The 25,922-nt window shown below is 59.6% G+C and carries 23 protein-coding genes and 2 riboswitches; of the genes, 17 read left to right on the top strand and 6 right to left on the bottom strand.

Features of this window, described 5'->3' with window-relative positions; all coding sequences use genetic code 11:
- The first annotated feature begins 24 nt into the window (after positions 1–24).
- From AC0L3K_RS36840 to AC0L3K_RS36785, 12 genes are all read left to right on the top strand, one after another.
- Positions 25–1,389, top strand: a complete 1,365-nt coding sequence (locus AC0L3K_RS36840) for an MFS transporter (protein WP_473367902.1) — start codon at positions 25–27, stop codon at positions 1,387–1,389.
- A gap of 246 nt (positions 1,390–1,635) precedes the next feature.
- The gene (gene trbB, locus AC0L3K_RS36835) at positions 1,636–2,556 is read left to right on the top strand and encodes a P-type conjugative transfer ATPase TrbB (protein ID WP_473367901.1); all 921 of its coding nucleotides are present in this window, start codon (positions 1,636–1,638) and stop codon (positions 2,554–2,556) included.
- Complete coding sequence (locus AC0L3K_RS36830) at positions 2,553–2,879, top strand: TrbC/VirB2 family type IV secretion system protein (RefSeq protein ID WP_473367900.1); 327 nt, start codon at positions 2,553–2,555, stop codon at positions 2,877–2,879. Before trbB ends, AC0L3K_RS36830 begins: the two co-directional genes overlap by 4 nt.
- Positions 2,879–3,142 (top strand): VirB3 family type IV secretion system protein, encoded by a 264-nt coding sequence (locus tag AC0L3K_RS36825; RefSeq protein WP_219684525.1) that lies wholly within the window; start codon positions 2,879–2,881, stop codon positions 3,140–3,142. Before AC0L3K_RS36830 ends, AC0L3K_RS36825 begins: the two co-directional genes overlap by 1 nt.
- 10 nt (positions 3,143–3,152) lie before the next feature.
- On the top strand, positions 3,153–5,594 hold the full coding sequence (gene trbE / locus AC0L3K_RS36820; protein ID WP_473367899.1) for a conjugal transfer protein TrbE: 2,442 nt from the start codon (positions 3,153–3,155) through the stop codon (positions 5,592–5,594).
- The gene (gene trbJ / locus AC0L3K_RS36815; protein ID WP_473367898.1) at positions 5,591–6,325 is read left to right on the top strand and encodes a P-type conjugative transfer protein TrbJ; all 735 of its coding nucleotides are present in this window, start codon (positions 5,591–5,593) and stop codon (positions 6,323–6,325) included. The genes trbE and trbJ overlap by 4 nt, the downstream gene beginning before the upstream one ends.
- Positions 6,325–6,699, top strand: a complete 375-nt coding sequence (trbK-alt, locus tag AC0L3K_RS36810) for a putative entry exclusion protein TrbK-alt (RefSeq protein WP_473367897.1) — start codon at positions 6,325–6,327, stop codon at positions 6,697–6,699. Before trbJ ends, trbK-alt begins: the two co-directional genes overlap by 1 nt.
- 3 nt (positions 6,700–6,702) lie before the next feature.
- Positions 6,703–7,938, top strand: coding sequence for a P-type conjugative transfer protein TrbL (trbL, locus tag AC0L3K_RS36805; RefSeq protein ID WP_473367896.1), 1,236 nt, complete (start codon positions 6,703–6,705; stop codon positions 7,936–7,938).
- Positions 7,939–7,988: 50 nt separating this feature from the next.
- Positions 7,989–8,669, top strand: coding sequence for a conjugal transfer protein TrbF (gene trbF / locus AC0L3K_RS36800; RefSeq protein ID WP_473367895.1), 681 nt, complete (start codon positions 7,989–7,991; stop codon positions 8,667–8,669).
- Between the two features lie 2 nt (positions 8,670–8,671).
- Positions 8,672–9,646: a P-type conjugative transfer protein TrbG gene (gene trbG / locus AC0L3K_RS36795; protein WP_473367894.1), complete on the top strand. Its 975-nt coding sequence runs from the start codon at positions 8,672–8,674 to the stop codon at positions 9,644–9,646.
- Complete coding sequence (locus AC0L3K_RS36790) at positions 9,643–10,848, top strand: TraB/TrbI/VirB10 family type IV secretion system protein (RefSeq protein ID WP_473367893.1); 1,206 nt, start codon at positions 9,643–9,645, stop codon at positions 10,846–10,848. Before trbG ends, AC0L3K_RS36790 begins: the two co-directional genes overlap by 4 nt.
- Positions 10,849–10,853: 5 nt before the next feature.
- Positions 10,854–11,096: a DUF2274 domain-containing protein gene (locus AC0L3K_RS36785; protein WP_085348649.1), complete on the top strand. Its 243-nt coding sequence runs from the start codon at positions 10,854–10,856 to the stop codon at positions 11,094–11,096.
- On the opposite strand, the gene AC0L3K_RS36780 is transcribed toward AC0L3K_RS36785, so the two are convergent.
- The 3 genes from AC0L3K_RS36780 to AC0L3K_RS36770 form a co-directional block, all read right to left on the bottom strand.
- The gene (locus AC0L3K_RS36780; RefSeq protein ID WP_473367892.1) at positions 11,069–12,022 is read right to left on the bottom strand and encodes a LysR family transcriptional regulator; all 954 of its coding nucleotides are present in this window, start codon (positions 12,020–12,022) and stop codon (positions 11,069–11,071) included. The genes AC0L3K_RS36785 and AC0L3K_RS36780 overlap by 28 nt on opposite strands.
- A gap of 71 nt (positions 12,023–12,093) precedes the next feature.
- Positions 12,094–12,726 (bottom strand): acyl-homoserine-lactone synthase, encoded by a 633-nt coding sequence (locus tag AC0L3K_RS36775; RefSeq protein ID WP_473367891.1) that lies wholly within the window; start codon positions 12,724–12,726, stop codon positions 12,094–12,096.
- 94 nt (positions 12,727–12,820) lie between these two features.
- Positions 12,821–13,543: a helix-turn-helix transcriptional regulator gene (locus tag AC0L3K_RS36770; RefSeq protein WP_473367908.1), complete on the bottom strand. Its 723-nt coding sequence runs from the start codon at positions 13,541–13,543 to the stop codon at positions 12,821–12,823.
- A gap of 315 nt (positions 13,544–13,858) precedes the next feature.
- Here AC0L3K_RS36770 and ald point away from each other — a divergent pair, with 315 nt between their 5' ends.
- Positions 13,859–14,971 carry an alanine dehydrogenase gene (gene ald / locus AC0L3K_RS36765; RefSeq protein WP_473367890.1) on the top strand — a complete coding sequence of 371 codons (1,113 nt, stop codon included), beginning with the start codon at positions 13,859–13,861 and terminating at the stop codon, positions 14,969–14,971.
- Positions 14,972–15,322: 351 nt separating this feature from the next.
- On the opposite strand, the gene AC0L3K_RS36760 is transcribed toward ald, so the two are convergent.
- From AC0L3K_RS36760 to AC0L3K_RS36750, 3 genes are all read right to left on the bottom strand, one after another.
- A complete protein-coding gene (locus tag AC0L3K_RS36760; RefSeq protein WP_473367889.1) occupies positions 15,323–17,005 on the bottom strand; it encodes an MFS transporter in 1,683 nt (560 codons plus the stop codon).
- 768 nt (positions 17,006–17,773) lie between these two features.
- Positions 17,774–18,250, bottom strand: a complete 477-nt coding sequence (locus tag AC0L3K_RS36755) for an Lrp/AsnC family transcriptional regulator (protein ID WP_279691997.1) — start codon at positions 18,248–18,250, stop codon at positions 17,774–17,776.
- Positions 18,251–18,870: 620 nt separating this feature from the next.
- A complete protein-coding gene (locus AC0L3K_RS36750) occupies positions 18,871–20,118 on the bottom strand; it encodes a D-amino acid dehydrogenase (protein ID WP_473367888.1) in 1,248 nt (415 codons plus the stop codon).
- 62 nt (positions 20,119–20,180) lie between these two features.
- A riboswitch (glycine riboswitch) is annotated at positions 20,181–20,270 on the bottom strand.
- Between the two features lie 2 nt (positions 20,271–20,272).
- Positions 20,273–20,370, bottom strand: a riboswitch (glycine riboswitch).
- Positions 20,371–21,129: 759 nt separating this feature from the next.
- Here AC0L3K_RS36750 and AC0L3K_RS36745 point away from each other — a divergent pair.
- The 4 genes from AC0L3K_RS36745 to istA all read left to right on the top strand — a co-directional run.
- A complete protein-coding gene (locus AC0L3K_RS36745) occupies positions 21,130–21,648 on the top strand; it encodes a D-aminoacyl-tRNA deacylase (protein ID WP_473367887.1) in 519 nt (172 codons plus the stop codon).
- 85 nt (positions 21,649–21,733) lie between these two features.
- Positions 21,734–22,957: a M24 family metallopeptidase gene (locus AC0L3K_RS36740; protein ID WP_473367886.1), complete on the top strand. Its 1,224-nt coding sequence runs from the start codon at positions 21,734–21,736 to the stop codon at positions 22,955–22,957.
- Between the two features lie 328 nt (positions 22,958–23,285).
- The gene (locus AC0L3K_RS36735) at positions 23,286–24,455 is read left to right on the top strand and encodes a M20 aminoacylase family protein (RefSeq protein WP_473367885.1); all 1,170 of its coding nucleotides are present in this window, start codon (positions 23,286–23,288) and stop codon (positions 24,453–24,455) included.
- Positions 24,456–25,152: 697 nt separating this feature from the next.
- A partial coding sequence (istA, locus tag AC0L3K_RS36730) for an IS21 family transposase (RefSeq protein WP_473367884.1) occupies positions 25,153–25,922 on the top strand: 770 nt, incomplete at its 3' end.

Raw genomic sequence — 25,922 nt, 5'->3', positions numbered from 1 at the left:
GCGGACAGAAGCGCGCCGAAGCAAATGAAGGCGCAAACATCGCCCGCAAAACGCGTTGAGCCTTGTCCCTTGTGGCGGCTCATCGCGTGCGTGTTTCTTCCCTTCGCGGCCGGGTACTACCTTTCGTACCTGTTCCGGACCATCAATACGCTCATTGCTGGGCGCCTCGCCTCTGATCTCGGGCTTGGCGCTGCCGATGTCGGGCTGCTCACGTCAATCTATTTTCTGGTCGTTATGGCGGCCCAGATTCCGATCGGCATGTTACTTGATCGCTTCGGGCCGCGCCGGGTCCAGAGCGTGCTCTTGGCTGTTGCTGCAGCGGGTGCCGCGCTCTTTGGACTATCGACGGGATTCCTTTCCCTTCTTGTTGCTCGCGCGATAGTCGGACTTGGGAGCGCAGCAGCCCTGATGTCCGGGCTGAAAATCATCGTCCTCTGGTTTCCAAGAGAACGAATGGCGCTCATCAATGGCTATATGATCATGCTGGGCTCATTGGGGGCCGTGACCGCAACGGCTCCTGCCGAGGTGCTGCTGGACTGGATCGGATGGCGAGGCCTATTCGGCGTGCTGGGCGCCGCAAGCGCGCTTGCGGCCATTTTGGTCTATCTCGTGGTTCCCGAACGAACCACTGGGCCACAGGATAGCAAGAGGACGCCCGCCACTCTGAAAACAGTTTATTCTGATGTTCGGTTCTGGAGAATGGCGCCCTTATCGGCGACCTGCGTGGGGTCCGCTTGGGCACTGCAATCCTTATGGGCGGCGCCCTGGCTTTCGGATGTGGAGCGGCTGGATCGAACGAGACTCGTCAACGAACTGTTCGTCATGGCGGTCGCTCTGAGTCTCGGCGCTCTGGTCTTGGGCGTCCTTGCCAACTCGGTGCGCCGCCGGGCTAAGAAGACCGAGGCTCTGTTTGGTTTGGTCGCGGCGATGTTGATTGTGGCGGAGGTTGTGCTGATCCTGCATCCGCCCTGGCCATCACTCCTGCCGTGGTGCGTTGTGTCGGTGGCCGGATCAGCCACTGCGCTGACCTACGCCATCATAGCGGATTATTTCCCGGCCGAGCTGGTTGCGCGCGCCAATGGTGGTCTGAATGTCCTGCAGTTTGGCTGGGCTTTCGTCGTGCAGTACGGGACGGGACTGATTTTGGAGCAATGGCCTCTAGAGGCGGCGCATTATCCTTTAACCGCCTATCAGACCGCCTTCGGTGTGAACGTTTTGCTGCAGCTGGCAGCGCTCGTCTGGTTCGCCATCCCGTGGCTCGAGCGCCGGGAACGGAAGGCTGGCGCTTCGGTCACTCGTCAACCGGCGGGAGGCTGGAACTCGGTTGAGGTCGTTATTGCACCAGCCGAACTCGCCATCCTGGAGGCGGACAATCATGCGGATTGGTGAAGTCAGCATGTGGCCGGGCTGATGTCGCGGCTCATGATTTTCGGCGTGTCAAAAGCGATCGTCCCGAATCTTTCTTCTTCTACGCCAGACTACGATTGACATAGTCCCATTGTTGCTGTCGCGCAGGTTCTGCTTTTTCTAGTTGTCCTCATGTGAGGTAGCTAGACGCTAGCTGCCTCACTCAACTGGGGGGCAGTCGTGGCGATCCATTCTTTTCATTCGGAAGCCGAGTTGCGCGGAGCGCGCATGCTCCGCACAGCGCTGGGCTCGGCAATCGCGGGCTTTCTGGAAGATCCGTCGATCGTTGAGGTGATGCTGAACCCGGATGGCCGGCTGTGGATCGACCGGTTGTCGGGCGGCCTTACCGATACCGGCGAGAGTCTGTCCGCTGCCGACGGCGAGCGAATTGTCCGGCTGGTCGCCCACTATGTGGGCGCGGAGGTTCACGCCGGCTCGCCCCGAATCTCGGCTGAGCTGCCGGAAACGGGAGAACGTTTCGAAGGTTTGTTACCGCCGGTCGTCGCCGCGCCGGCTTTCGCGATCCGCAAACCCGCGGTCGCTGTCTTCGGCCTGGACGACTATGTCGCTGCCGGCATCCTGAACTTGGAGCAGGCGAACGCGCTTCGTGATGCGGTTGCCGCGCGAAAGAACATCCTGGTCGCCGGCGGCACATCGACGGGCAAGACGACGCTGACGAACGCCCTTCTAGCGGAAGTGGCCAAAGGTTCGGATCGCATCGTTCTCATCGAAGATACGCGGGAGCTTCAGTGCACGGCGCCGAACCTCGTGGCATTGCGCACCAAGGACGGCGTGGTCTCGCTGTCTGATCTTGTGCGCTCGTCGCTTCGCCTGCGCCCTGATCGTATCCCGATTGGCGAGGTACGTGGGGCCGAGGCGCTCGACCTGCTCAAAGCCTGGGGGACGGGACATCCCGGCGGTGTCGGCACGATCCACGCTGGCACCGCGCTTGGCGCGCTCCGCCGGCTCGAGCAACTCATCCAGGAGGCCGTTGTCACGGTTCCGCGCGCGCTGATCGCCGAGACCATCAACGTCATCGCCGTGCTCTCTGGCCGTGGTGCCGAACGGCGTTTGAGCGAACTCGCTTCTGTCACCGGGCTTGGGTCATCAGGCGACTACAGCCTTTCGAAAATTGGAGATCAGTCATGAACCTACGATCATCTCTCGGGCGAGGTTTCACGTCAGTTGCAGCATTCGCGTGTCTGTACCTGGCGAGTAGCCTGGTCTGGGCGGCCGGCTCGAACATGCCCTGGGAGCAGCCCCTCAACCAGATCCTGCAATCGGTTGAAGGACCCGTGGCCAAGATCATCGCGGTCATCATCATCATCGTGACCGGTCTCTCGCTCGCATTCGGCGACACGTCGGGGGGCTTCCGGCGGCTGATCCAGATCGTGTTTGGTCTGTCAATCGCATTTGCCGCCTCGAGCTTCTTCCTGTCGTTCTTCTCGTTCGGCGGCGGGGTCATGATCTGATGGATGAGCCAGTCTCGGGCTTTGTCGCCCCTGTCCACCGTGCGCTGACCGAGCCGATCCTGATGGGCGGGGCACCGCGATCGGTTGCCATTCTCAACGGTACATTGGCCGCAGCACTCGGCCTCGGTCTGCGCTTGTGGCTGGCCGGCCTTCTGCTGGCGTTCATCGGCCACATGGCCGCGGTCTGGGCCGCAAAACGCGATCCGGAATTCGTCGAAGTCGTACGCCGGCACGTTCGCGTTCCCGGTCACCTCAGCGCTTGAGAATAGTCCCATGATGAATCTTGCCGAATACCGCCGTTCGAATACGCGCCTTGCCGACTTCCTGCCCTGGGCCGCGCTCGTCGACGAGGGAATTGTATTGAACAAGGATGGCTCGTTTCAGCGGACGGCGCGATTCAGGGGACCGGACCTCGACAGTTCCGTGCCGGCTGAGCTTGTTGCGATCGCAAGCCGGCTGAACAACGCGCTCCGGCGTCTCGGATCGGGGTGGGCGGTTTTCGTCGAGGCGCAACGGCATTCGGCAGGGCGCTATCCGCCCGACACGTTCCCGGATGTCGCCTCCGCCTTGGTGGATGCCGAGCGAAAAGCGCAATTCGAGGAGGCTGGCAGCCATTATGAATCGAGCTACTACCTGACCTTCCTCTACCTGCCGCCGGTAGAAAGTGCAGCTGTGGCCGAGCGTCTCCTGTACGAGGGCAGCCATCGCCGCGCGGGAGCGGATGCGCGCGAGGTGCTGAGTGGCTTCCTCGACCGGAGCAACCGCGTGCTCCAGCTCGTTGAGGGCTTTATGCCGGAATGCGGCTGGCTCGATGACGAGGCAACGCTCACCTACCTGCACTCGACGGTGTCGACCAAGCGGCATCGTGTTCGGGTGCCGGAAATCCCGATGTATCTCGATGCGCTGCTTGCCGATCAGCCGCTGACAGGCGGGCTTGAGCCGATGCTGGGTGACGCGCATGTGCGTGTCCTGACGGTTGTGGGGTTTCCGAGCGCGACGACGCCCGGGATCCTCGATGATCTCAACCGCCTCGCATTCCCGTACCGCTGGTCGACCCGCGCGATCATGCTCGACAAGACGGATGCTCTAAAGCTCCTGATCAGGATCAGGCGGCAATGGTTTGCCAAGCGCAAGTCGATTGCCGCGATCCTGAAGGAGGTGATGACCAACGAGGCGTCCACGCTTCTGGATACCGACGCCCACAACAAGGCGATGGATGCAGATCACGCGCTCCAGGAGCTCGGCTCGGATCAGATCGGTGAAGCCTTTGTGACGGCAACCGTCACGGTCTGGGACAGGGATCCGCACGCGGCCGACGAAAAGCTCCGCCTCGTCGAAAAGGTAATCCAGGGCCGGGACTTCACCTGCATGGCCGAGACGGTGAATGCCGTCGAAGCCTGGCTCGGCAGCCTGCCGGGACAAACCTACGCCAATGTTCGCCAGCCTCCGGTCTCGACGTTGAACCTCGCCCACATGATCCCGCTCTCCGCGGTCTGGGCGGGAGAGGCGAGGGATCACCACTTCAAGGCGCCTCCGCTGTTCTTCGGCAAGACGGAAGGATCGACCCCTTTCCGGTTCTCGCTGCATGTCGGCGATGTCGGACACACTCTGATCGTTGGGCCGACCGGCGCCGGGAAATCGGTGCTGCTCGCGTTGATGGCGCTGCAGTTCCGGCGATATCCGATCGCTCAGATCTTTGCCTTCGATTTCGGTGGGTCGATCCGTGCGGCGGCGATCGCCATGGGTGGCGACTGGCATGATCTCGGCGGCGCCGTTGGTGGAGACTCGGCGGAATTCGTGGCGCTCCAGCCGCTTGCGCGCATCGATGATGTCGTGGAGCGCGGTTGGGCAGCCGATTGGATTGCTTCGATTCTTGCGCGCGAGCGCATCGAGGTCACTCCCGAGACCAAGGATCATGTCTGGTCGGCCTTGACCTCGCTCGCCTCGGCGCCAGATGGGGAGCGGACGCTGACGGGCTTGTCCGTTCTTCTGCAATCCAATGCCTTGAAGCGGGCGCTGCAACCCTATTGCCTCGGCGGTCCGTTTGAGCGGCTGCTGGATGCGGAAGGTGAGCGGCTGGGAGAAGGCTCCGTCCAGGTGTTTGAGACCGACGGGTTGATCGGGACCGGTGTCGCGCCGGCGGTTCTTTCCTATTTGTTCCACCGGATTGAGGATCGGCTTGACGGCCGTCCGACCCTGCTCATCATCGATGAGGGGTGGCTTGCGCTGGACGATGCCGATTTTGCCGGCAAGCTCCGCGAATGGCTGAAGACGCTGCGCAAGAAGAACGCCTCCGTCGTGTTTGCGACCCAGTCGCTGGCCGATATCGACGGTTCCTCAATTGCGTCCGCCATCATCGAGAGCTGTCCGACCCGGATCCTTCTTCCCAATGACCGCGCCATCGAGCCGCAGATCTTAGGCATCTACCGGCGCTTTGGACTGAATGACCGGCAGATCGAGATCCTCGCCCGCGCGACACCAAAGCGCGACTACTACTGCCAGTCGCGCCGGGGCAACCGGCTGTTCGAGCTCGGCCTTGGTGAGATCGCGCTGGCTTTTGCGGCCGCGTCTTCCAAGGCCGACCAGACTCTCATCGAGAGGGTTCTTGAGGAGCACGGACGAGACGATTTCGTCGCCGGCTGGCTCAAGGCGCGCGACCTCGGCTGGGCCTGCAATCTCATTCCGCAGCTTGCGAGGGAAGGAGGCTTGTCATGAAACGTCTCCGTCCGCTGCTCGTAGCGAGTGTCATCGCCATTGCCGTGGCGCAAATGGCCCGGGAAGGGAAGGCACAGTGGATCGTGTTCGATCCCAACAACTACGTGCAGAATGTGCTGACGGCCGCGCGCGAGCTGCAGCAGATCAACAACCAGATCACCTCGCTGCAGAACGAAGCGCAGATGTTGATCAATCAGGCGAAGAACCTGGCGAGCCTGCCGTACTCGTCCTTGCAGCAGCTCGAGCAATCGATTCAGCGCACGCAGCAGCTGCTCAGCCAAGCGCAGCGCATTGCCTACGATGTCCAGCAGATCGATCACGCGTTCTCGACAACTTATGCGCCGGCATCGGCGAGTATGTCCAATGGGCTGCTCGTCGCTAACGCCCAGACACGCTGGCAGAATGCGGTTGCCGGCCTGCAGGACGCCATGCGGGTGCAGGCAACCGTCGTCGGCAATCTCGATACCAACCGCACCCAGATGTCGGCCCTGGTCTCGGCGAGCCAGGGCGCGTCAGGTGCTCTGCAGGCAAGTCAGGCCGGCAACCAGCTCCTTGCACTACAAGCTCAGCAGCTTGCGGACCTCACGGCCACCGTTGCCGCGCAAGGGCGTGCGCAATCGCTCGAATCCGCGCAGCGGGCCGTCGCTCAGGATCAGGGCAGGGAGCAGCTGCGTCGGTTTCTGACCCAAGGTCAGGGCTATCAACCCACAACAGTGCAGATGTTCCACTGATGATGAAGAACAGATTTGAACGGCTGCCGATGGCGGTGGCCGTTAGCCTCACAGTCCTGGTCGTCGCCGCCTGCGCCATTCGCCTGCGCGGCGACGACGGCGCGACTCAACCTTCCGCCTCGCTCGCGGCGAAGCCCGATCCGGCGGCGGCAAAGCTCGACCAATGCCGCACCGTCACCTCCGAGCAGAGAGAGGCTCTGCTCGAATGCGAGAGGATCTGGGCGGAACGGCGCAGGCAGTTCTTGGGGAAAACCGGATCGGTAAACGGTTGGGATAGCAATGCGGGTACGGCGCCATTTTCCTCTCCGCGGCCGCGTAAGGACGAAAGCCGCCTGCCGTCGCTCTCACCCTCCATTCCAAGCCAAAGCGAGTGAGCAATGGGTGGCACCTCCGTCATCGACCAGTTTCTGGAAACCTTCACCCGCTACATCGATTCCGGATTTGGCCTGGTCGGGGACGAAGTCGGATATCTCGCCACGACGTTAGCTGCAATCGACCTCACGCTTGCGGGCCTGTTCTGGTCCCTCGGAAGTGATGAGGAGATTCTTGCCCGGCTGGTCAAGAAAACCTTGTTTGTCGGTGTCTTTGCCTACCTGATCGGCAACTGGAACAGCCTTGCCCGCATCGTCTTCGAGAGCTTTGCAGGTCTTGGCCTCAAAGCCTCGGGCACGAGCCTGTCATCGGCAGATTTCTTGCGGCCAGGTCGGATCGCGCAAGTGGGGCTCGATGCCGGCCGTCCGATCCTGGACTCCATCTCGGGCCTGATGGGGTATGTCAGCTTCTTCGAAAATTTCGTCCAGATCGCGGTCCTGCTGTTCGCCTGGATCGTGGTGCTGCTCGCCTTCTTTATTCTCGCCATCCAGCTCTTCGTCACGCTGATCGAGTTCAAGCTGACGACGCTTGCAGGTTTCGTCCTGATCCCCTTCGGTCTGTTCGGCAAGACCGCCTTTGCGGCCGAACGGGTGCTGGGCAACGTCATCTCCTCCGGCGTCAAGGTTTTGGTCCTCGCCGTCATCGTCGGCATTGGATCGACCTTGTTCTCGCAGTTCACGGCAGGCTTCGGCGGCAACCAGCCGACTATCGAGAACGCAACGGCGCTGGTGCTCGGCGCTCTCGCCTTGTTGGGCCTCGGCATTTTCGGACCCGGCATTGCCAACGGCATCGTCTCCGGGGGTCCGCAGCTCGGCGCAGGCAGCGCCGTCGGGACAGGACTTGCCGCCGGTGGTGTCGTTGCGGCTGGCGCTGGCGTTGCGGCCGGCGCTGCCGGTCTCGCCGGCGGCGCAATTGCAGGTGCCGCACGTGGTGGAAGCGCGATTGCAAGTGGAACCATGAGCGTGTTTCGGGCGGGGAGTCAGTCCGGCTCCGAGGCGAGCGCGTCCGGTGCTGCAAGTCCCTTGCGCTCGGTCGCAGCTGGTCTTGGTGGAGCGGCCAGCGATGCCGGTAAGGGGGAAGGCGATTCCTCGAGAGCTTCCGACAGTGCGCCCGCATGGGTGCGGCGGATGAAGCGGGCGCAGACGATCAGTCATGGCGCATCGGCGGCAACGCACGGGATCCGCTCAGGTGATCACGGAGGCGGCGGCGGATCTGTCGACCTTTCGCAAGAGGATCACTGACGCCTCCTTTCTTTCGAATTCGGTTCCCTGCCATCTCCCGAGGTCAAGCAATGTTCAAACGATCGGCTGTTCACTATGGCCGCACGCCGGAGCCCGTCACTCCCTATCAACGCGCAGCCCAGGTCTGGGATGATCGCATTGGATCTGCGCGCGTGCAGGCCAGGAATTGGCGCCTGATGGCCTTTGGCTGCCTCTTCTTATCCGCTGGTTTCGCCGGCGCCCTGGTCTGGCAATCCGCCCACGGAACGATCACGCCCTGGGTGGTCGAGGTCGATCAGTTGGGGGAAGCCAAAGCCGTTGCTCCGGCAAACGCCAGCTATCAACCGACCGATCCGCAAGTAGCCTTTCACCTGGCGCGCTTCATCGAGCATGTGCGTGGCCTGCCGATGGACGCCATCGTCCTTCGCGAAAACTGGCTGCGCGCCTACGACTTTACAACCGATCGCGGTGCGGCCGCACTGAATGACTACGCCCGCAATAACGATCCGTTCGCCAAGCTCAGCAAGACGCAAGTGGCGATCGAGGTCTCGAGCGTCATCCGGGCATCCCCTGAGAGCTTTCGCCTCGCCTGGATCGAGCGCCGCTACGACAACGGCCAGCTTGCTGCAACCGAGCGGTGGAGCGCGATCGTCAGCATCATCGTGGAGATGCCTCGCGATCTGGATCGGCTGCGGAAGAATCCACTTGGCATCTACGTCAACGCCATCAACTGGTCGAAGGAGCTGGGCTAGTCATGCCGTCACGTTTCGTTATTGCGTCACAGAGGGTCCGCCCGAGCCTGGCCCTGGCTCTTGTTATTGGTGTGTCCCCCCTTGGCGGTTGCACCACGTTCAAGCCGCCGCAAATCAGTTACGATAGCGATGTCCCGCCCGCTCCAGATCTGCCGGCGCTTGCCGACGATCGGCCGCGCCCGCTGCATGTCCCACCGACCTGGAAGGCGGCGCGCGGCGGCAAGAACGCGGAAGCCAAGGAGCCAATTGAACGGATTGAGACCGCGAATGACGCCGCACGTGTACAGCCGCGAAAGGCTGGCTACTTCAATGCGGTGCAGGTGTTTTCGTATAGTCCGGGCGCTCTTTACCAAATTTATGCCGCGCCGGGGCAGATCACGGACATTGCGCTGGAGCCCGGCGAGCAGCTGATCGGCTCGGGGCCGGTCGCCGCCGGTGACACCGCTCGCTGGGTGGTCGGCGACACCGAGAGCGGCAGCGGCGAAACGCGACGTGTGCACATCATGGTGAAGCCGACACGTCCCGCGATAGAGACCAATCTCGTCGTTAACACGGATCGCCGCACTTACCTGATGGAACTGCGCTCCCGGGAAAAGCCCTACATGCCACAGGTCGCGTGGTTCTATCCGGAGGATCGGACCGCGCGTGGTCGAGCTCTGCCGCCCACACCCGTCATCCCGGATCAGGCGCTGCGCCGTTACCGCTACGCCATCGAGGGAGACAGCCCGCCCTGGCGTCCTGTCAATGCCTATGACGATGGGCGTAAGGTCTACATCGAGTTTTCGCCCGGCGTCGGTCAGGGCGAGATGCCGCCGCTGCTCGTGATCGGGCCTGACGGCAAGACCGAGCTCGTCAACTATCGCGCTTACGGCAATGTGCTGATCGTCGACCGGCTGTTCGCGGCCGCGGAACTGAGGCTAGGCGAGGAGCACCAGCAGAAGGTCAGGATCCTCCGAACCGACGGGAGGTCGCTGTGACAGAGACTGGCCAGCCGAATGACACGCCCAAGGACGCTCCTCGGGTTAAGCCGCCGGAAGATATCGCCGAAACCCTTCGGCTCCGGCCAGATCGGCCGCAAGTTACGCGCCTATCGCGCAAGGTGCTTGCGGGCGGCAGCGCCCTTTTGCTGGTGCTCATCTCTGGTGCGGTCTTCTGGGCTCTGCAGGAGAAGCGATCGCGCTCGCCGGCCGCCGAGGAGCTGTACGCGACCGACCACCACAATGTCGCTGATCAGCTCGCAACCTTGCCGAAGGATTATGCTGAGATCCCGAAGGAGGTGCCGCGCCTTGGACCACCTTTACCCGGCGATCTTGGCCGGCCGATCGTCGCAGCACAGGGCTCTTCGACGTCCAGCCCGCTCGGTGTTGACGCTGAACAGCAGCGCGTCAATCAGGAGAGCGAGGCGGCACGCACCAGCAAGGTGTTTGCCAGCACGAACGTCCGCGCACAGGCCCCTGTCACATCGCCAAGTGAAGCCCCATCAAATGCAGCGCCATCATCTGACGAAGCATTTGCCCAGAATGGCCAGGATCGAAAACTTGCGTTCGTCAGTGCTTCCGTTGACCGTCGAACCACCAGCCCCGATCGCCTGGCAAGACCGGTCTCTCCCTTTGTGGTCCAGGCGGGAACGGTCATTCCGGCCGCTCTTATCACGGGCATTCGGTCCGACCTGCCTGGGCAGATTACCGCCCAAGTCACAGAAGCGGTATACGATTCCCCTACTGGGCGAGCTCGCCTTATTCCGCAAGGAGCCCGGCTGATCGGGACGTATGATAGCCAAGTCGCATTTGGCCAATCGCGCGTGCTCCTGGTGTGGACGCGCCTCATCATGCCAAATGGACGGTCGATCGTCCTGGAGCGGCAGCCGGGCGCGGACGTCGCGGGCTACTCTGGGCTTGAGGATGAGGTCGACAACCATTGGAAAGAGCTGTTGGGGGCCGCTGCGCTGTCGACGCTGCTCGCCGTCGGCACCGAAGTGAATTCCGGATCGGATACGGGTAGTACCAACAGCGACCTCATCGCTGCGCTCCGCCGCGGGGCGGGGGACTCGATGAACCAGACGGGCCAGCAGGTGGTCCGCCGCAATCTCAACATCCAGCCGACCTTGACGATTCGTCCGGGATTTCCCCTGCGGGTGATCGTCAACCGTGACCTGGTGCTCGAACCGTACAGAGGATGAGGACGATGTCAAAACTCAAACTCGGAGCCTTAGAAGACGATAAGCCCATCAAGGTGACACACGAACTACCTGCGAGCGTGCACCGCGATCTCGTGTCATACGCTGAAATCCTCGCCCAGGAGACTGGCCAGCCAATCCAGGATCCATCGAAACTCATTGCACCGATGCTGGCGCGGTTCATGGCTGCCGACAGGAGCTTTCGGAAAGCTCGCCGAGCTCGTCAGCCTCCAATCGGAGGCGAACGGTAGCGCGCTGTGAGCAGCTTCAGGAATTCCCGCAGGGCCGGGTTTTCATTGTCGGGGCGCCAAGAGGCCGAAAAGTCGAAGCGGCTGGGCCCCGCGCCATCGCGTAGCTCTCGGTACACAAGGCCCGCAATATTTGCCCCCATATCCGACTCGAGCACCAGGCTTATTCCCGTGTTCATGCTGATTAGGCTCTTGATGATGCCAGGACTGACGTCGTGACGCTTGATCTTAGGGCGCTCCTCAGGCGAGAGGAGCTTGGAAATCAGAAGATCTTCGAGCTCCTTTCCCGGGTCATAATGGCTGAGTAGCACTGTCTCGTCCCGCAGGTCAGCCCAGCACACAGTCTCTCGCATGGCGAGCGGATGATCATGGGGCAAGGCCACCAGAACACGCTCGCTCCAAAGCGGCATTTCTTCGGTGTTCAACAATGGGAGCCTCCCTGTCACGATCAGCACATCCAGCGCGCCGTTTCGAAGCGCCGCGGCCAAACGCGTCCGTGATCGTTCGACCGTCACAAGTTCGATCTGCGGGAATCGCTCTTTGAACGCGAGTAGCGACGTTTGCAGATTGCCTGCCGAAAGTGAGGTGCAGAAGCCGACGGTCAGACGGCCGGTTTCGCTGTTATGGACAGATATCGCGGTGGCGAGCAGCGCGTCGAATTCTTCCAGAATGCTCCTTGCCAGGCGAAGCACGTCGCGGCCGGCCTGCGTCGGTCGCACGCCTCCGCTATAGCGCTCGAAGATTGCGATGCCCAAGTGGTGCTCGATTTCATCGATTCTTCGGCTGAGACTCGATTGTTGCGACTTCAACAACTCCGCGGCTCCGCGGAAGCTGCCGCAATCGGCCGCAGCAACAGCCGATCTCAGGTGTTTCAGCTCGATTGCCTTGCTGGCTTGAAGGGAGGGTCTTGATCGACGTGGTCTGTGCATCGTAAGTCTTAAGCAGATGGGTTTTCCGCTCCAATGTGCAGCGATGCCCCGATTGTACTTGCTTCCAGATCCTAGGCGGCCGCTCGGATGACTGGCGCCCAGAGCACCGGACCTGAGATGTGTCCCGCTTTGCGGATGCGATGCAACGCATCGGGCGAGACCTCGAGGTATCCAGCAATGGCCGTGGTGTTTCCGAGAGGACGAGCTTTTCCGATCGGGCGGAGGGGCCAGCCTGCGCGCCGAAGAATGCGCTCCATCCGGGCGTCGGTGACAGTGACGATTTCGGTCAACTCGATGGAAAGGCTGAACTCAATCATGCCCGCAAACAGCTCGTAAGTGGCAGCAGCAAGTCCGCCCTTAGCCTTCGGTGCATCCGACGGAACATCGAGCGCAAATCGGCTGCTCTCCCAGATCCGATCGCCTCGTGGCGCCGGCTGCCCGTCCAGAAGGATTGGGAAGGTGTCTCTCAACATGGTTGGGCCGGTTGAAGGCAGAAGCCGGACGCAACCCTGAAGACATGCATTGCTTGAGCGGTTCAGTAGGTGCACCGGCCGAAGGACATCAAACTCGTCGACCTCCATGTCGCCGCTGACCCCGACGTCCCAATCCAGGCGCTGTTTGAAAACACGATACCTCAGTCGATGCATCTCGGCGAGATCATCGAGGAACTCGCCGTAATAATCTGGGGTGATGAGCTGCATCATTCTTGCCTCCCTGCTTTGCTCGTCAAACAAAGCAGAGAAGTCGAAGCTAGCGCATCCTGTGCAGTCACACAGGTGTCTATGGCGAGGCGGCGCTCTATCTTCGAAACTTTGCCTCGGTCAATAGGACGACGGCTTGACGAAGCGAGCCAACGCCGAGCTTCGCTCGGGCGTTATCCAGGTGAAAGCACGCGGTACGCTCGGACATGCCGAGAATAATCCCGATGTCGCCAGCAGATTTGCCGCGCGAAGACCATTCAAGGCATTCGAGCTCTCGGGGAGACAGCACCACACCGCCGACCATGCGATCGGCGGTCCAGAAACGCCTTGCATGTGCATGGAAGAACGTCGCGATTAGTCGCAGGTTCTGGGCATGTTTGAGTACCGAGCGCTCAAAATTGGTGCGACGGTCGTCGGTCGCAAAGCTCAGCGCGGCGAGCGGACCGTTGTCATCGTGGATTGGAAGTGTGAATCCATAACGGATGCCGAATTTAGCAGCCTCTTCAAATAAGTCGCGCTCCCGTTCCGATCGGATGGGCGGGCCAAATTCCAGCCCCCATTGAAAAGGCTGACTATCTCGAATCGCCCGACGCACCACGGGATCAACAGATTCGTACTTGTGTCGAAGGTAGTGTGCTGTCCACGATTGTGGGTATGTCGAGATTAGGTTCGGGCGCCCACCCGGTTTGCGGGAGAGCGCAAGATAGGCGAAGCAAGATAGATTCAGCGCCTCGGCGATATCTGCCATCCCCTGCTGGGCAGAGTCACGATCTGTGCTTTCGGCGAGCCGGTCGGCGAGTTTTTGAAAGGCTCGATGCAGCGCGGGTGACCACACGGTGTCCTCGGTGATTGATAAGGCGAATCGAAAGTGTTCTGAGCGGGCTGCTCGGGAAACTTGCGTCCAAGTATGCTGGTCCCAGGTCAGCTGCAACCTCGACAAGCCGGGGCTGGGCGGATTCCATTCTACGGTCTTTGCGAATTGTGGGGCTAGAGGCTTCCTCTAGATCTCAAACTTTGATCCGTTTGGAATCCTGCATGATTACGGAAAACGATGGTGAATTTCCGCAAGGTTTGGCCATTTACGTCGCAGCTTGTACTGCTCTTTCGATTAAAAGCAGTCTCAAGGAGATCGCAAATGAAGATCGGTGTTCCCAAGGAAATCAAGACCCACGAATACCGCGTGGGCCTTACGCCGGGAGCCGCCCGCGAATACGTGGCCGCCGGTCACAGCGTGCTCATCGAAACGAACGCTGGCGCTGGCATTGGCGCAACGGATGAGAACTATCGCAAGGCGGGCGCAACGATCGTGGGCTCCGCTCGGGAGGTGTTCTCATCTAGCGAGATGATCGTGAAGGTCAAGGAACCTCAGCCTTCCGAATGGACCCAGCTACGAGAGAACCAAATTCTATTCACATACCTGCATTTGGCACCGGATCCCGAGCAGGCGAAGGGTCTCCTCAAGTCGGGGTGCACGGCAATCGCCTACGAAACCGTGACTGATGCGCGCGGCGGACTTCCTCTGCTTGCACCGATGAGCGAGGTTGCAGGTAGGCTTGCCATCGAAGCGGCAGGTAGCGCCCTCAGGCGCCACGTCGGCGGACGGGGATTGTTGATTGGTGGCGTACCAGGTGTCCCCCCGGCCCGCATCGTGGTGATAGGCGGTGGCGTGGTCGGTACGCATGCGGCACGGATGGCGGTGGGTTTGGGTGCGGAGGTCACGATTCTTGACCGTTCGATTTCCCGACTTCGTGAACTGGATGAACTGTTCGAAGGCCGCGTTCGTACCAGGTTTTCGACAATAGACGCCCTCGAGCAGGAGGTATTTGCGGCGGATGCTGTCATTGGCGCCGTGCTTGTCCCCGGCGCGAGCGCGCCGAAACTTGTCAGCCGGGGCATGTTGAGCTCGATGCGCAGAGGCTCGGTGATCGTGGATGTCGTAATCGATCAGGGCGGATGTTTCGAGACATCGCGTCCGACTACGCACGCTGATCCAACCTACGAAGTTGATGGCGTCATCCATTATTGCGTCGCCAATATGCCGGGAGCTGTTCCGCTCACCTCGAGCCAGGCACTGAATAACGCGACTCTTCCATTTGGGTTGGCTCTCGCCAACAAGGGATTTGCAGCCGTGCTCGAAGATCCGCATCTGCGCGCAGGTCTCAATGTCTACCGAGGCCGGCTGACTTATAAGGCTGTGGCTGAAAGTCTCGGCTTGCCGTTTTCACCGATCGATCAGGCCGCGGCCTGATCCCAGAGGCCTCCCTAGGAGGCGTTTTCCTCCCTGACTTGGCGGGCCACTCCTTCGGGAGTGGCCCCTTTTTTTAGACCGTCTATGAATTGTTCAGAGAAACTTGAGCTGCGGCGGAAGCAAGAAACTAACTTGCGATATGAGTTCAGTAAGGAGGACCTTGCGGCTCTAGTAGTCTGCAAAAAAGAGCACTGTTCCAGTATATCCGTCCAATCTGCATACTTCCAGACCTGACGCAGCGCTCATGGCGTCGACCGGTGCGCCCGCAGACCACTCCCAGATCCCCTGAGGTGAGCTCGCCACCAGGAGCATACTGATCATCATGGCTGCGCGGCCTCAGAAATGATATTCCTACGTACGACTCCGCCTGTAGTCGCCAAGCAAAACTTCGTTAGCGGAATGATCCGGTACATCGTCCTTCCACCGCACGGATCCGAACGGGCGTTCTAGCATGCGACGAATACGCACGGGCTCGGGACCGGTGTGGAAGGCCGCCGCTTGACGGTCTAGCGCGCGTTCGGAGTGGGTCGATCGGTTGCGTTGACGTAGATAATCAAGCCACGTCGGGCAATGGTAGCGCTCGGTCCACAGTTCGGGATCGGCAATATCACGTGCGATCGACCAGCCATACGCGCCATTCCGTTTCCGGAACAGCTGCACGTCTTGCATCACATTGTGAAAAGCCCGCGCATTCTCTTGTGCCACGCGATATTCGATTTCTATCACAAGCGGTCCACTACGATCGGTTAGCGCAAGCCTAACCTCGGGATGCGCGAGCGCCTCGGCGTCCTCGCTTCGTGGGTTTATGCGAGGCATGCGAAGCCAGAACCCCAATAGCGGAGAAATCAACATCAGGACGGCGGATAACAAAAGTTCCGTTTCGACGCCGGCGGCATCGGTCAGGCGACCCCAGCCCCAGCTACCGACGGCAATCCCGCCCGAGCTCGCGGCCTGGTAGGCCGCGAGCGAGCGTCCTGCGACCCAGCGCGGTGCCGACAGTTGCACGCCAATGTTGAAAAGGGCCCACGCCATCATCCACACAGCCCCTGCAAGGACAAGAGCGACCGATGTCAAAACCAGCTCGCGGCTCAACGCCACCGCGGCAAGCGCGCCCCCCATCGACAGTGCGCAGGCGCGGATTGCTGCCTCACCGCTCATGCGCTTCCGCACTTCGGGTACATTTAGTGCTCCGATCACCGCGCCAAGGCCAAACGCGCTGAGCGTAATCCCGTACGTCTGGGCATCGCCTCGGAGGAGATCGCGCGCGACTAACGGCATCAGTGCGATAATTGCGCCGCCGATCACGCCCGTGATCATGGAGCGGATCAGAACAATTTTGATCGGGGGCGAATTAGCGATGTAGCGCACCCCCGAAACGATGGCACGATTTAGCTTTTCGGGGGGGGGATACGAGGGCTCGGAAATTCGCTTCCACAAGAATAGCGTAACAAGCAGCGGCAGATATAGCAACGCGTTCAACGCGAAGGAAGCTACTGCGCCCGCTATCACAACCACAATGCCGCCAATCGCCGGTCCGACGCTGCGCGCGATATTGTAGCTGATACTGTTCAGCGCGACCGCCGCTGGAAGTGCTTCCGCTGGCACCTGCTCGCTAACGGAGGACTGCCAAGCAGGATCCATCAGAGCCACGCCGCTGCCGATTACGAAACACAATAGCAGCAAGAGGTCCGGCGTGATCAGGCCGCGCCAGGCAAGTGTCGTCAGCGCGGTCGCACCAGCGAGCGAGATGCCGAGGGAGACGAGCATCACGATGCGACGGTCATACATGTCAGCAATCGCGCCGGCCGGCATCGAGATCAGCATAACGGGCAGCAACAACGCAGTCTGGACTAGCGCAACTTTGTCGGCCGACGATGTCATCTGAGTCATCGCCCACGCCGCGCCGACGCTCCGAATCAGGGCGCCCAGGTTCGCAAGCAGACTTGCCAACCAGATGCGCCGGAAAGTGAGGTGGCGGAACGGCGCAGTGATGCCTTCAGCGCTGAACGTCCGAGACTTGGGAGAATAAGTCATCTCGCTTGCTGCCTTGCCTCCGATGAATTGAAGAGAGGATCCGAAATCGGTTGCTGAACGGGTGCGCGGCCCTGTTTAATTTGTGCCGCATGCGCGTGCGAAAAGCCTTAAGAGAGCCAAGCTTGCTCCGAGCTTTCGCTGTGGTGTTGTCCCTAGTCACTCCGTGCGACATGCCAGCGGCTTCGGCCAGCTGTGGCGCGCACTTAATGGCGCCAGAGGCTGCATTCTCTGAGATAGGTATTGATCCCGAACAGTGGATTTTATCGTGGCCGGCTGTGGGAAGCGAGCTGCTGCGTTAGCCGGGCCGCGGATGAACCGCCGCCGATTTCTTGAGATTCGCATCGTCTCGTCAGAGTGGAAGGGCAGCAACCATTGAAGGCATGCAGGCGGACGTCCTGCCCGCTAAACCGGTCTGCAAAAGGTTCACTTACCGATATACTACAAGATCGATATGGCAGTTTGCAGCGTTTTCCCCGCATTGAGCGATGAAAAAGCGCGCTACGCGAGGTGTGCTGGGCAAGGCGCCAACCTCTATTCGGTAAACGTTTGCCAGGTCCTCCGCGATCGAGTTAGTCAGCTCGCTCGCGCCACAAGGCTCAAGCGATAGACAACCAGCGCCGCGAATCTGGGTGAGAAGCTGCTCGAGTTGGGAATTGCACCTCTTGCGCAAATGTCTGCGCTCGCTTCGTAGCGTACCGGCGGCAGTGCGCTTACCTGATCTGGCGATGGACAAACGAGGACAAGCAGATTCGCTTGGCGAGATACGCTTCAATCCTCGGATGGAGCCTCGATTGGAATAGCAAAGCCGGCTTTTACCCGGTCCATCACCACCATCGTCTTGAAGCCTTTGATATCAGGGTTCTCACGGAAGAATCGCCGGGTGAACTGCTCATAGTCGTCCATGGTGCGTGCGGTAATGTACAAGACAAAATCAGCATCGCCTGTAACGTAAAACCCATTGACGACTTCAACCGACGATTTGATAGCCTTTTTGAATCGATCAATTATGTCCGAGCGCTCGCGCTCCAAGGTCACCAGCACAAGCATCTGAATAGGTCGTCCTACCGCCTTCGCCGAGACGATGGAAACGTCGGCCTCGATGATGCCGTCCGAGCGAAGCCGCTTTAGTCTGCGTTGACACGCGGTAGCCGAAAGCCCGGCCAGTTCGCCAATCGCCTCGGATGTCAAACGGTTATTCTTTTGCACAATCTCGAGGATGTGAGCGTCGATTCGGTCGTATTGCATAACCGGCTCCGGGCCTGAGAGGAAATTCTGCAACGAGTTGTAGCTTGACGCAGAAAAACATCTCTAAGTGGGGAAATCTCATCGAAAAGCATCATTACGACACCAGTATCGTCCATCCGTCGGCAATTTCAACAAATATGCGCCGCGTGACTTGCAAAATGATCTTTGAAAGGCCTCGCTCCTGCTACTCAGACGCACCGCGAAGATCACAGCGGCGAAATAGAATAAGAGTTGCCGTGGATCCACTGGCGTTCGGTGCCGGTATGACGTCGGCCCTCGAGTGCGATGGGCCTCTTTGTCGATGACGACAAGTTCGTTGCCCGGGAATATCTTTCTGCTCGGTCATGCAGAGATCCGCAACTCTCTTGCCTGGCATCAATCCGTAAGCGGTTATACGGATGATGGTTGCGTCACATGGAGGCTGTTGAAGTCGACGGCGCCAAGTGGCTCATCGAGATCCTCGTCTGAGCAATTAAGTTCTCGGGTCCTAAGCCGGTGAGGGTAACGTGTTCGTATGATAGGACTGCAAGATCCTGCTGTGGCGCAGTCAAGCGATATGCCCCCGGCTTTGATGGCGCCGGGAGCATGGTTTTGTCGAACTGAATAAGGCTAAACGCCTATCAGGCCGCGGATCGGCTCAGCCGAACTTTACTATCATCTGTCGCAATGACGTCCGCGACCATCTCAGCTGTGACCGCGGCTAATGTCCAGCCGAGATGACCATGACCCGTGTTGTAGAAGATATTCGGCCTTTTACCTCGGCCGACCCTCGGCATCATGCTGGGTGTCATAGGACGCAAGCCTGCCCATGGCACCACCTGCGCGGTGGACGCATCCGGAAAAGATCGCTCTACCCAGCGCACCAGAGGCTTGATTCGGTCCCAGCGGATGTCGCGGTTCTCGCCGTTGAACTCGGCGGTCCCCGCGACGCGGAAGCGATCTTCTCCTAACCGGCTGGTCACTATCTTGGTGGCCTCGTCGAGCAGGCTGACACGGGGCGCAGCCTTTTGGCTCGCTTCGTCCCCGAGCTCGACCGTGATGGAGTATCCCTTGACGGGATAAATGTTTATCTTGTCCCCCAGCATTGAAGCAATGCGTCGGCTGCCGACCCCAGCGCAGACCACCGCTCTTTCAGCTTTAAGTTCCTCCCTCAGCGGGCCTTCTTCCCAGCGCACGACCACACCGTCTCGATCGGCTTGCATGCCGCAGATCTCCGCACCAAAGACGAAGCGCACGCCCCTTCGCTCGCAAGCCGCAGCGAGACCGCGGGTGAACTTGTGAATGTCGCCCGTTGAGTCAGATGGGGTAAAGAAACCACCGTAATACTGGTCACGCAGCGCTGGCTCTATCGCGAGCATTTCGGAGGGCGTCACGGAGCGACGATCCAATCCACCCTGCAGCAGCAACTGGTTCACGCGAGAAGCCGCATCGAAGTCGGCCTTACTCGAATAAACGTGTAATATTCCTCGCCGCTCCAAGTCGAAAGCGATGCTCTCCCGATCGGCAAGGTCAAACAGATGTTGCCGCGCCGCTATCGCCAGCTTTGTCGTTTCGATCGTATTGCGACGGTAATGGCGGATCTGGCCTACGAACTCCGCCAGCCAAGTATATTTGTGAAAACTGGGGCTTGGGTTCAGCAGCAATGGTGCGTCCTTGCGCAGCATCCACCTCAAGCCTTTTACGATCGTTGCGGCGTTATTCCAGACTTCGGCATTGCTTGCCGATAATTGACCGCCATTGGCAAACGAAGTGTCCATCGCGGGATAACGCTGGCGGTCAAAGATAGTGACCGAATAGCCGCGGCAGGCCAAGGCATAGGCTGTTGTAACTCCGGTGATACCGGATCCGATAATGATGATCGTGCTCATCGTATGCTCCAAGACAGGGATGAACGAACGGCGAAATGGCTTTCGCCATCACTCCGTCCCCAAATCTGTCCGTGCGCCTGAGAGCTTTCTCCGCAATCCTAGTGGATAACGGTCCCCTTCGGTGGGTGCCGACTGGCACCTCTCTCCAGATTGTCCTCGGTGTGCGGTCCTGGGCCTGAGAGTTTCCTTGGGGGGGTGCTCCGTCGGCGGCCATGTGCCTGTCGGGTCATCGCACTCTCCCGCACACCATCGTCAGACACGAGAACAATCTCAGACGTACTCACTACATGTCAAGCCAAGACGCATCGTTGAAGCTCGAAAATCGGCGGTGCAAGCGATGCTCGATAATGTTGCGCTGGCCAACCGTCCGATCACCAGCTGGTTGCCGCTAAGATCGCTGTGGTGGCCTAGCGTGTGACGATCATATCCGCTGGATGTCTCACCGGTTTTGAACAAGCTGTTGCTACAGAACGCAGCAATACTGCGATCTACACAAAAAAACGCACAATGTGAGCGTGGGGCAGCTCTAATAAATACATGGTGATGTAGGTCCTCCAACGCTGTGCGCGGCACGCATCTCTTTCAACGTCGAGTCAAAATGGACGTCTCCACCCCTGACTTCCTTGCTCTGCTGGCCGGAGAGTTCTGCAGCGCTCTGGCGTCGACGTTTCTCGCGTCTGGCAGTAGAATTGAGTCTTGCTTGGCGCGCGACGAACTGAGGTTCTCTGCTAATTCGGCGATCAACTCCGGCGATCTCCAAGTTGTGCGATTTCCCGTCGCTGCTCCGCCAAAGACGCCAGCCGATCACAAGACTCAGCTCGCGCGTTGCGCTATTCTGAGACTGTTCGGCCTGGGGTTGATCGGCTCTCAAACGCCTGCTCGCGCCTTACGAACTGGGATCTCAGCTCAAATAGCATGCTGTTTTCATATGAAGCCCAAAAGACGCGGGCGCCGAGTTGGGGATAGAGTTCGTACGCACTCGATCTGCGTTGAACTCGATGGAGAATCGCAGTGAGACATGCCGTCTTCGTCTTTTGCGTCGATCACGAAAGGGATCCGGTTGCGGGTCACGTTCTAGATGCCCTCAAGACCGAACGCACCCTTGTTCGAACGGGTTTAGAGAAAGCAGATTGGACTAATTCACTTGCCGCTCGGGTGCTGGCGCGAGCGCTATTGCGAACGTTCGATCACATGGACGAAGCGGTAAACTCCGTCCTTTGCATCGGTGGCGTTCACTTCGAACCAAGCTTTACGAGCGCCATATTGCAGTCACGCGACGAACCCCCGATAGCAGCAAGTCACGTCCTACCAAACCACTGGCTCGTGTCGGACGGCTATGACCAGGAAAGTCGTTTGGTCGATCTAAGAGCCTGCGTGCATTCGATCGTGGGTGGGATTCAAAGCATCGTGTACCACGATAAGCTGAAGGCTCCTTTCAAAGGTGTTGCTCGCCTGCTTGGAGAGGAACTCGGCGTCCCGATGCTTTCTCACAAGAAACTGCGCGCGGCTCTTTCAAATCATATCGAATGAGCCCGCGAAAGCTGTCATGTGCTGTCGGACCAGCATGTAAACTATCGGTCGCCCAGCGCTTGACGTATTTCTCTGGAGAAAAGCGATGAACGCTATTGGTTTTGGTTCGATTAGGACAATTCCGTACGATCCGTTTCCCCGGATCGAATACGAAGGCCGGGTCGAGCGCGCGCGGCGTTTGATGAAAGAGTATACTATAGACGCGCTTCTGGTGACGGCCGAACACAACTTGCGATATTTCGTTGGTGAGCCTAGCACGACGCCGCAGCAGACCACTCGGCCGCGATTTCTTCTTATTCTTTCGTCTGGTGAAGCTGTTGCAGTCGTTCCAGAGGGAATCGACCAGTTTTATAGAGAGACAACCTGGGTAAAAAATTGCCGGAGCTGGCCTAGTCCGAATCCGAAGGATGAGGGTGTGTCAGCACTTGCCCGAGCATTGCGTGAACTATTGCCAGAGCACGCCAGAATAGGCGTAGAGCTTGGCGCGGAGAGTAGGCTTGGCTTCCCTGTGGGAGATTTCTTGCGTGTTGCGGATGCGATCAAACCTCGGACGTTTGTCGATGCATCGGATCCGATTTTCACTCCCTTGCGAATGATCAAGTCTCCGTTAGAGGTCGACCGAATTCGAACTGTATGCGGGCTTGTTTCAGAGGCGTTTGAGAATCTGACACCGAAGCTGCGTCTGGGTATGACGGAACGAGAGGTGTGTCGCTTGTTCGAGGCCGAATGCTTCAGTCGCGGTGTCGAGAAGACGAGCAAGATCGTTGGTGTTTCTGGCCACGGAGGCTATACGCGGCCCTACGGTGTCCCGAGCGACAAAGTTCTGTCGGATGGAGACCTGCTGTTTATTGATGCGGGCTGTCTATTCGACTTTTATTGGAGCGACTTCGACCGACACTTTGCGTTCGGTGCACCTGATCCGCACACCCAGGATGCCTATCAAGTCGTTTGGGATGCCACCGAAGCGGGAATTGCCGCCGCTAAACCTGGCATTCCGATCTGTAGTGTCTGGAGTGCAATGTCAGCCGTACTAAATCGCTCAAACAATCGCGGTAAAGCCACGAACATCGGGCGAATGGGACACTCCATGGGTTTATGGATGCCGGAACTACCTTCGGTTCAACCGGACGATAAGACGATACTGAAGCCAGGCATGATCATTAATATTGAGCCAAGCACCTCCTATCCTTCGTATTTCGACGGATCACCGAAGCTGATGCTGCATGAAGAGGTCGTTGTCGTGACCGAAGCTGGCTCGCAATTACTCACTTCTCGTGCTTCTCGAACCATACCGGTGGTCGCCAAATAAAGAGACGGAAAGCCCGCAGCGGAAGGAAAAGCATGCAGAGTTGTCGCCGTAAGCCTCAAGCGGCCGGATACCAGCAAGCAATTCGGCGGTTTGTGGCAAGTTGGCGTTCAGGACGAGAGTGCAGAAGCCAACACGGCTCGCGCCCAATAGATGCAACGCCCAGCCATGACATTTCTACGATTTACTTCCCGCCTTCTCCATTCCAAAAAGTCAGAATGCGAGCAACTGCAGCAGAAAGTGCTCGGGGCCGCTCGAGGAGTGGTGCACGGAGACCCCGCCGCACACTATTGGCGCCGTATCGTAATGGATTAGTAAGTTGAGGTCTGACATGCATAGCGTTGAACAGTTCCGCGATCTGGAGCGTGAAGTAACCGCGTGGCGCCGCTATCTTCACGAGAATCCCGAGCTCGACTTTCAGGTACATAACACGGCGAGGTTCGTGACCGAGAAGCTGGCTTCCTTCGGCATCAATCACATCGAAACGGGCATAGCTGAAACCGGTATCGTTGCATTGATTCAGGGCGAGGGTGGAGACGGTCCCACGATCGGGTTGAGGGCGGACATGGATGCCTTGCCAATCCTGGAGGCCTCAAGCAAGCCATGGTCGTCGAAAGTACCTGGCAAAATGCACGCATGCGGACATGACGGCCATACGGCCATGTTGTTGGGCGCAGCGAAATACCTTGCCAAGACGCGCAATTTCAAGGGGTGCGTTGCGTTGATTTTTCAGCCGGCGGAAGAAGTCGAACTTCCATCGGGCGGGCTAAGAATGGTCCAGGAAGGAATTATGGACCGTTTCGCCATCTCCAAAGTCTTCGCGATGCACAACGCGCCGGGAACCGAGGTCGGCACGTTCAGCATCTGCCGTGGTCCTATCATGGCTTCGCAGGACGATTTTGACATTGTCGTGAAGGGGCGTGGCGGCCATGCGGCCAAGCCGCATGAGACCATCGATCCAGTCGTGATTGCGGCACAGATCATCGTTGGCCTGCAAACTCTGGTCTCGCGCAACACGAATCCAATCGATTCCCTCGTGATCTCCGTGACCAAGTTGAATGCCGCTAACGCCTACAACATCATTGCCGATCACGTCGAAATGGCTGGCACTGTCAGAACTCATGTTCCTGACCTGCGAGACTTCGCCGAACGCCAGATCATGGCGGCAGCCCAAGGCATAGCGCACGGATTTGGCGCGGATATCAAGTTTAAATACCGTCGGTCCGTCCCGGTGACCTTCAACCACACCCAGGAGACCGATCTGGCGATCAGGGCGGCACGCAGTCTCGTCGGGTCCGCTTCCGTGGACGAGAACCTCAAGCCGCGGATGGGGGCCGAGGACTTTGCCTACATGCTCGAGGCCCGGCCGGGCGCTATGATTTTCATTGGAAATGGACCGACCGCTGGTGTGCACAACCCGGCATATGATTTCAATGATGAAGCTTTGCCTTATGGGATCGGCTATTGGGTGAACTTGGTCGAGACATTGCTGGCTGGCTGATCCCATCTTGGCCCGAGCGCATTGAAGCGATTCCTTGCTTGATGCGGATTCGCAGCTGAATGTCGCCGACCGAACCGCGGGTGCAAGTCATCCGCCCAAAAGCCGACTTGTGGCCCGACAGAGGCTAGATGCTCCGCGTTCGACAGCTAGAGAGCCGCATCTGCGCGAAGCTGGCTCTGACTGTGTAGAAACAATGTTCGCCATTCCGACGATCATCTCCTCGTCCACTTTGCGGGCGCAGTTATGAGCAAGCCAACTCAAGAAGATTGCTGATCTCTGATCGAGGCAGCCGGGTCGGGCAACAGGGATTCATCAACACCTGCGTGCCACCGGAACCACGGGGGGTGGTCCTGTAATCAAGTGCTGCTTCGCGAGATGGCGAGATCGATTCGAAGGTGAATTCAGTGATTAGTCGTCCGTGAACAAGGCTCTAAGCGATTGAGCAGGAGTCAGTTTTCCGGTTGGGGGGGCATTTGAGATTGCAGGGATTGGGTGCGGAATCCGAGGCAAAGCGGCCACCGATTCCGACGGAAGGCGGCCAGCGATTCCGATCGAAAGCGGCCACCCAATCCGAACGAAGGCGGCCACCCTGTTGATAGGGTGAGACGGGGGGCGTTGTCGGCAATCTGAACGGGGCAAGGTCCCTCCTTTTGCGGTTCACGCAATGGGAGGTCCGATGCCCGCCGAGAGATTGCCGATGCGGAAGATTCGAGAAGTTCTACGCCTGAAGTATGCCTGTGGGGTGAGCGATCGGGTGATCTCCCGATCGGTCGGGATCGGTCGCACGGCGATCGCGGAGTATGTCCGCCGCGCCGCGGTGATCGGCATCACCTGGCCGATACCGGAGGAGCTCGACGACACAGCACTGGAGCGCAAGCTGTTTGCGCCAGCCGGCTACAACCCGCCGCGATCGAAGCCGCTTCCGGATTGGGGGCATGTCCATGCCGAGTTGCGCCGCCGCAGCGTAACGCTGGCGCTGCTGTGGGAGGAATACCGCGGCCATCATCCCGACGGCTACGGCTACAGCCGGTTCTGCGACCTCTACGTCGAATGGCGCCACGGCATCACGGCGACCATGCGGCAGACCCACGCGGCCGGCGAAAAGCTGTTCGTGGACTTCGCCGGCGATACCGTGCCGGTGTTCGACGGGCTTACCGGGGAGGTGCGCGCCGCCAAGATCTTCGTCGCGGTCATGGGAGCGTCGAACTACACATTCGTCCAAGCCCGGTTCAGCGAGGCGCTGCCCGACTGGATCGGCGCCCATGTGGATGCGCTCACCTTCCTGGGCGGAGTGCCGAAGGCGCTCGTCTGCGACAATCTGAAGGCCGGGGTGACGGTGGTGAGCCGCTACGAGCCAGGCGTCAACCGGACTTACCAGGATCTTGCCACCCATTACGGCACCACCATTATGCCGGCGCGGCCCCGCAAGCCGCGCGACAAAGCCAAGGTGGAGGCGGCGGTTCTTAT

The organism is Bradyrhizobium sp. MI1.10, assembly GCF_055811035.1.
Note: the sequence above shows the minus strand (reverse complement) of the source record. Positions and strands in the feature narration are given on the sequence as shown.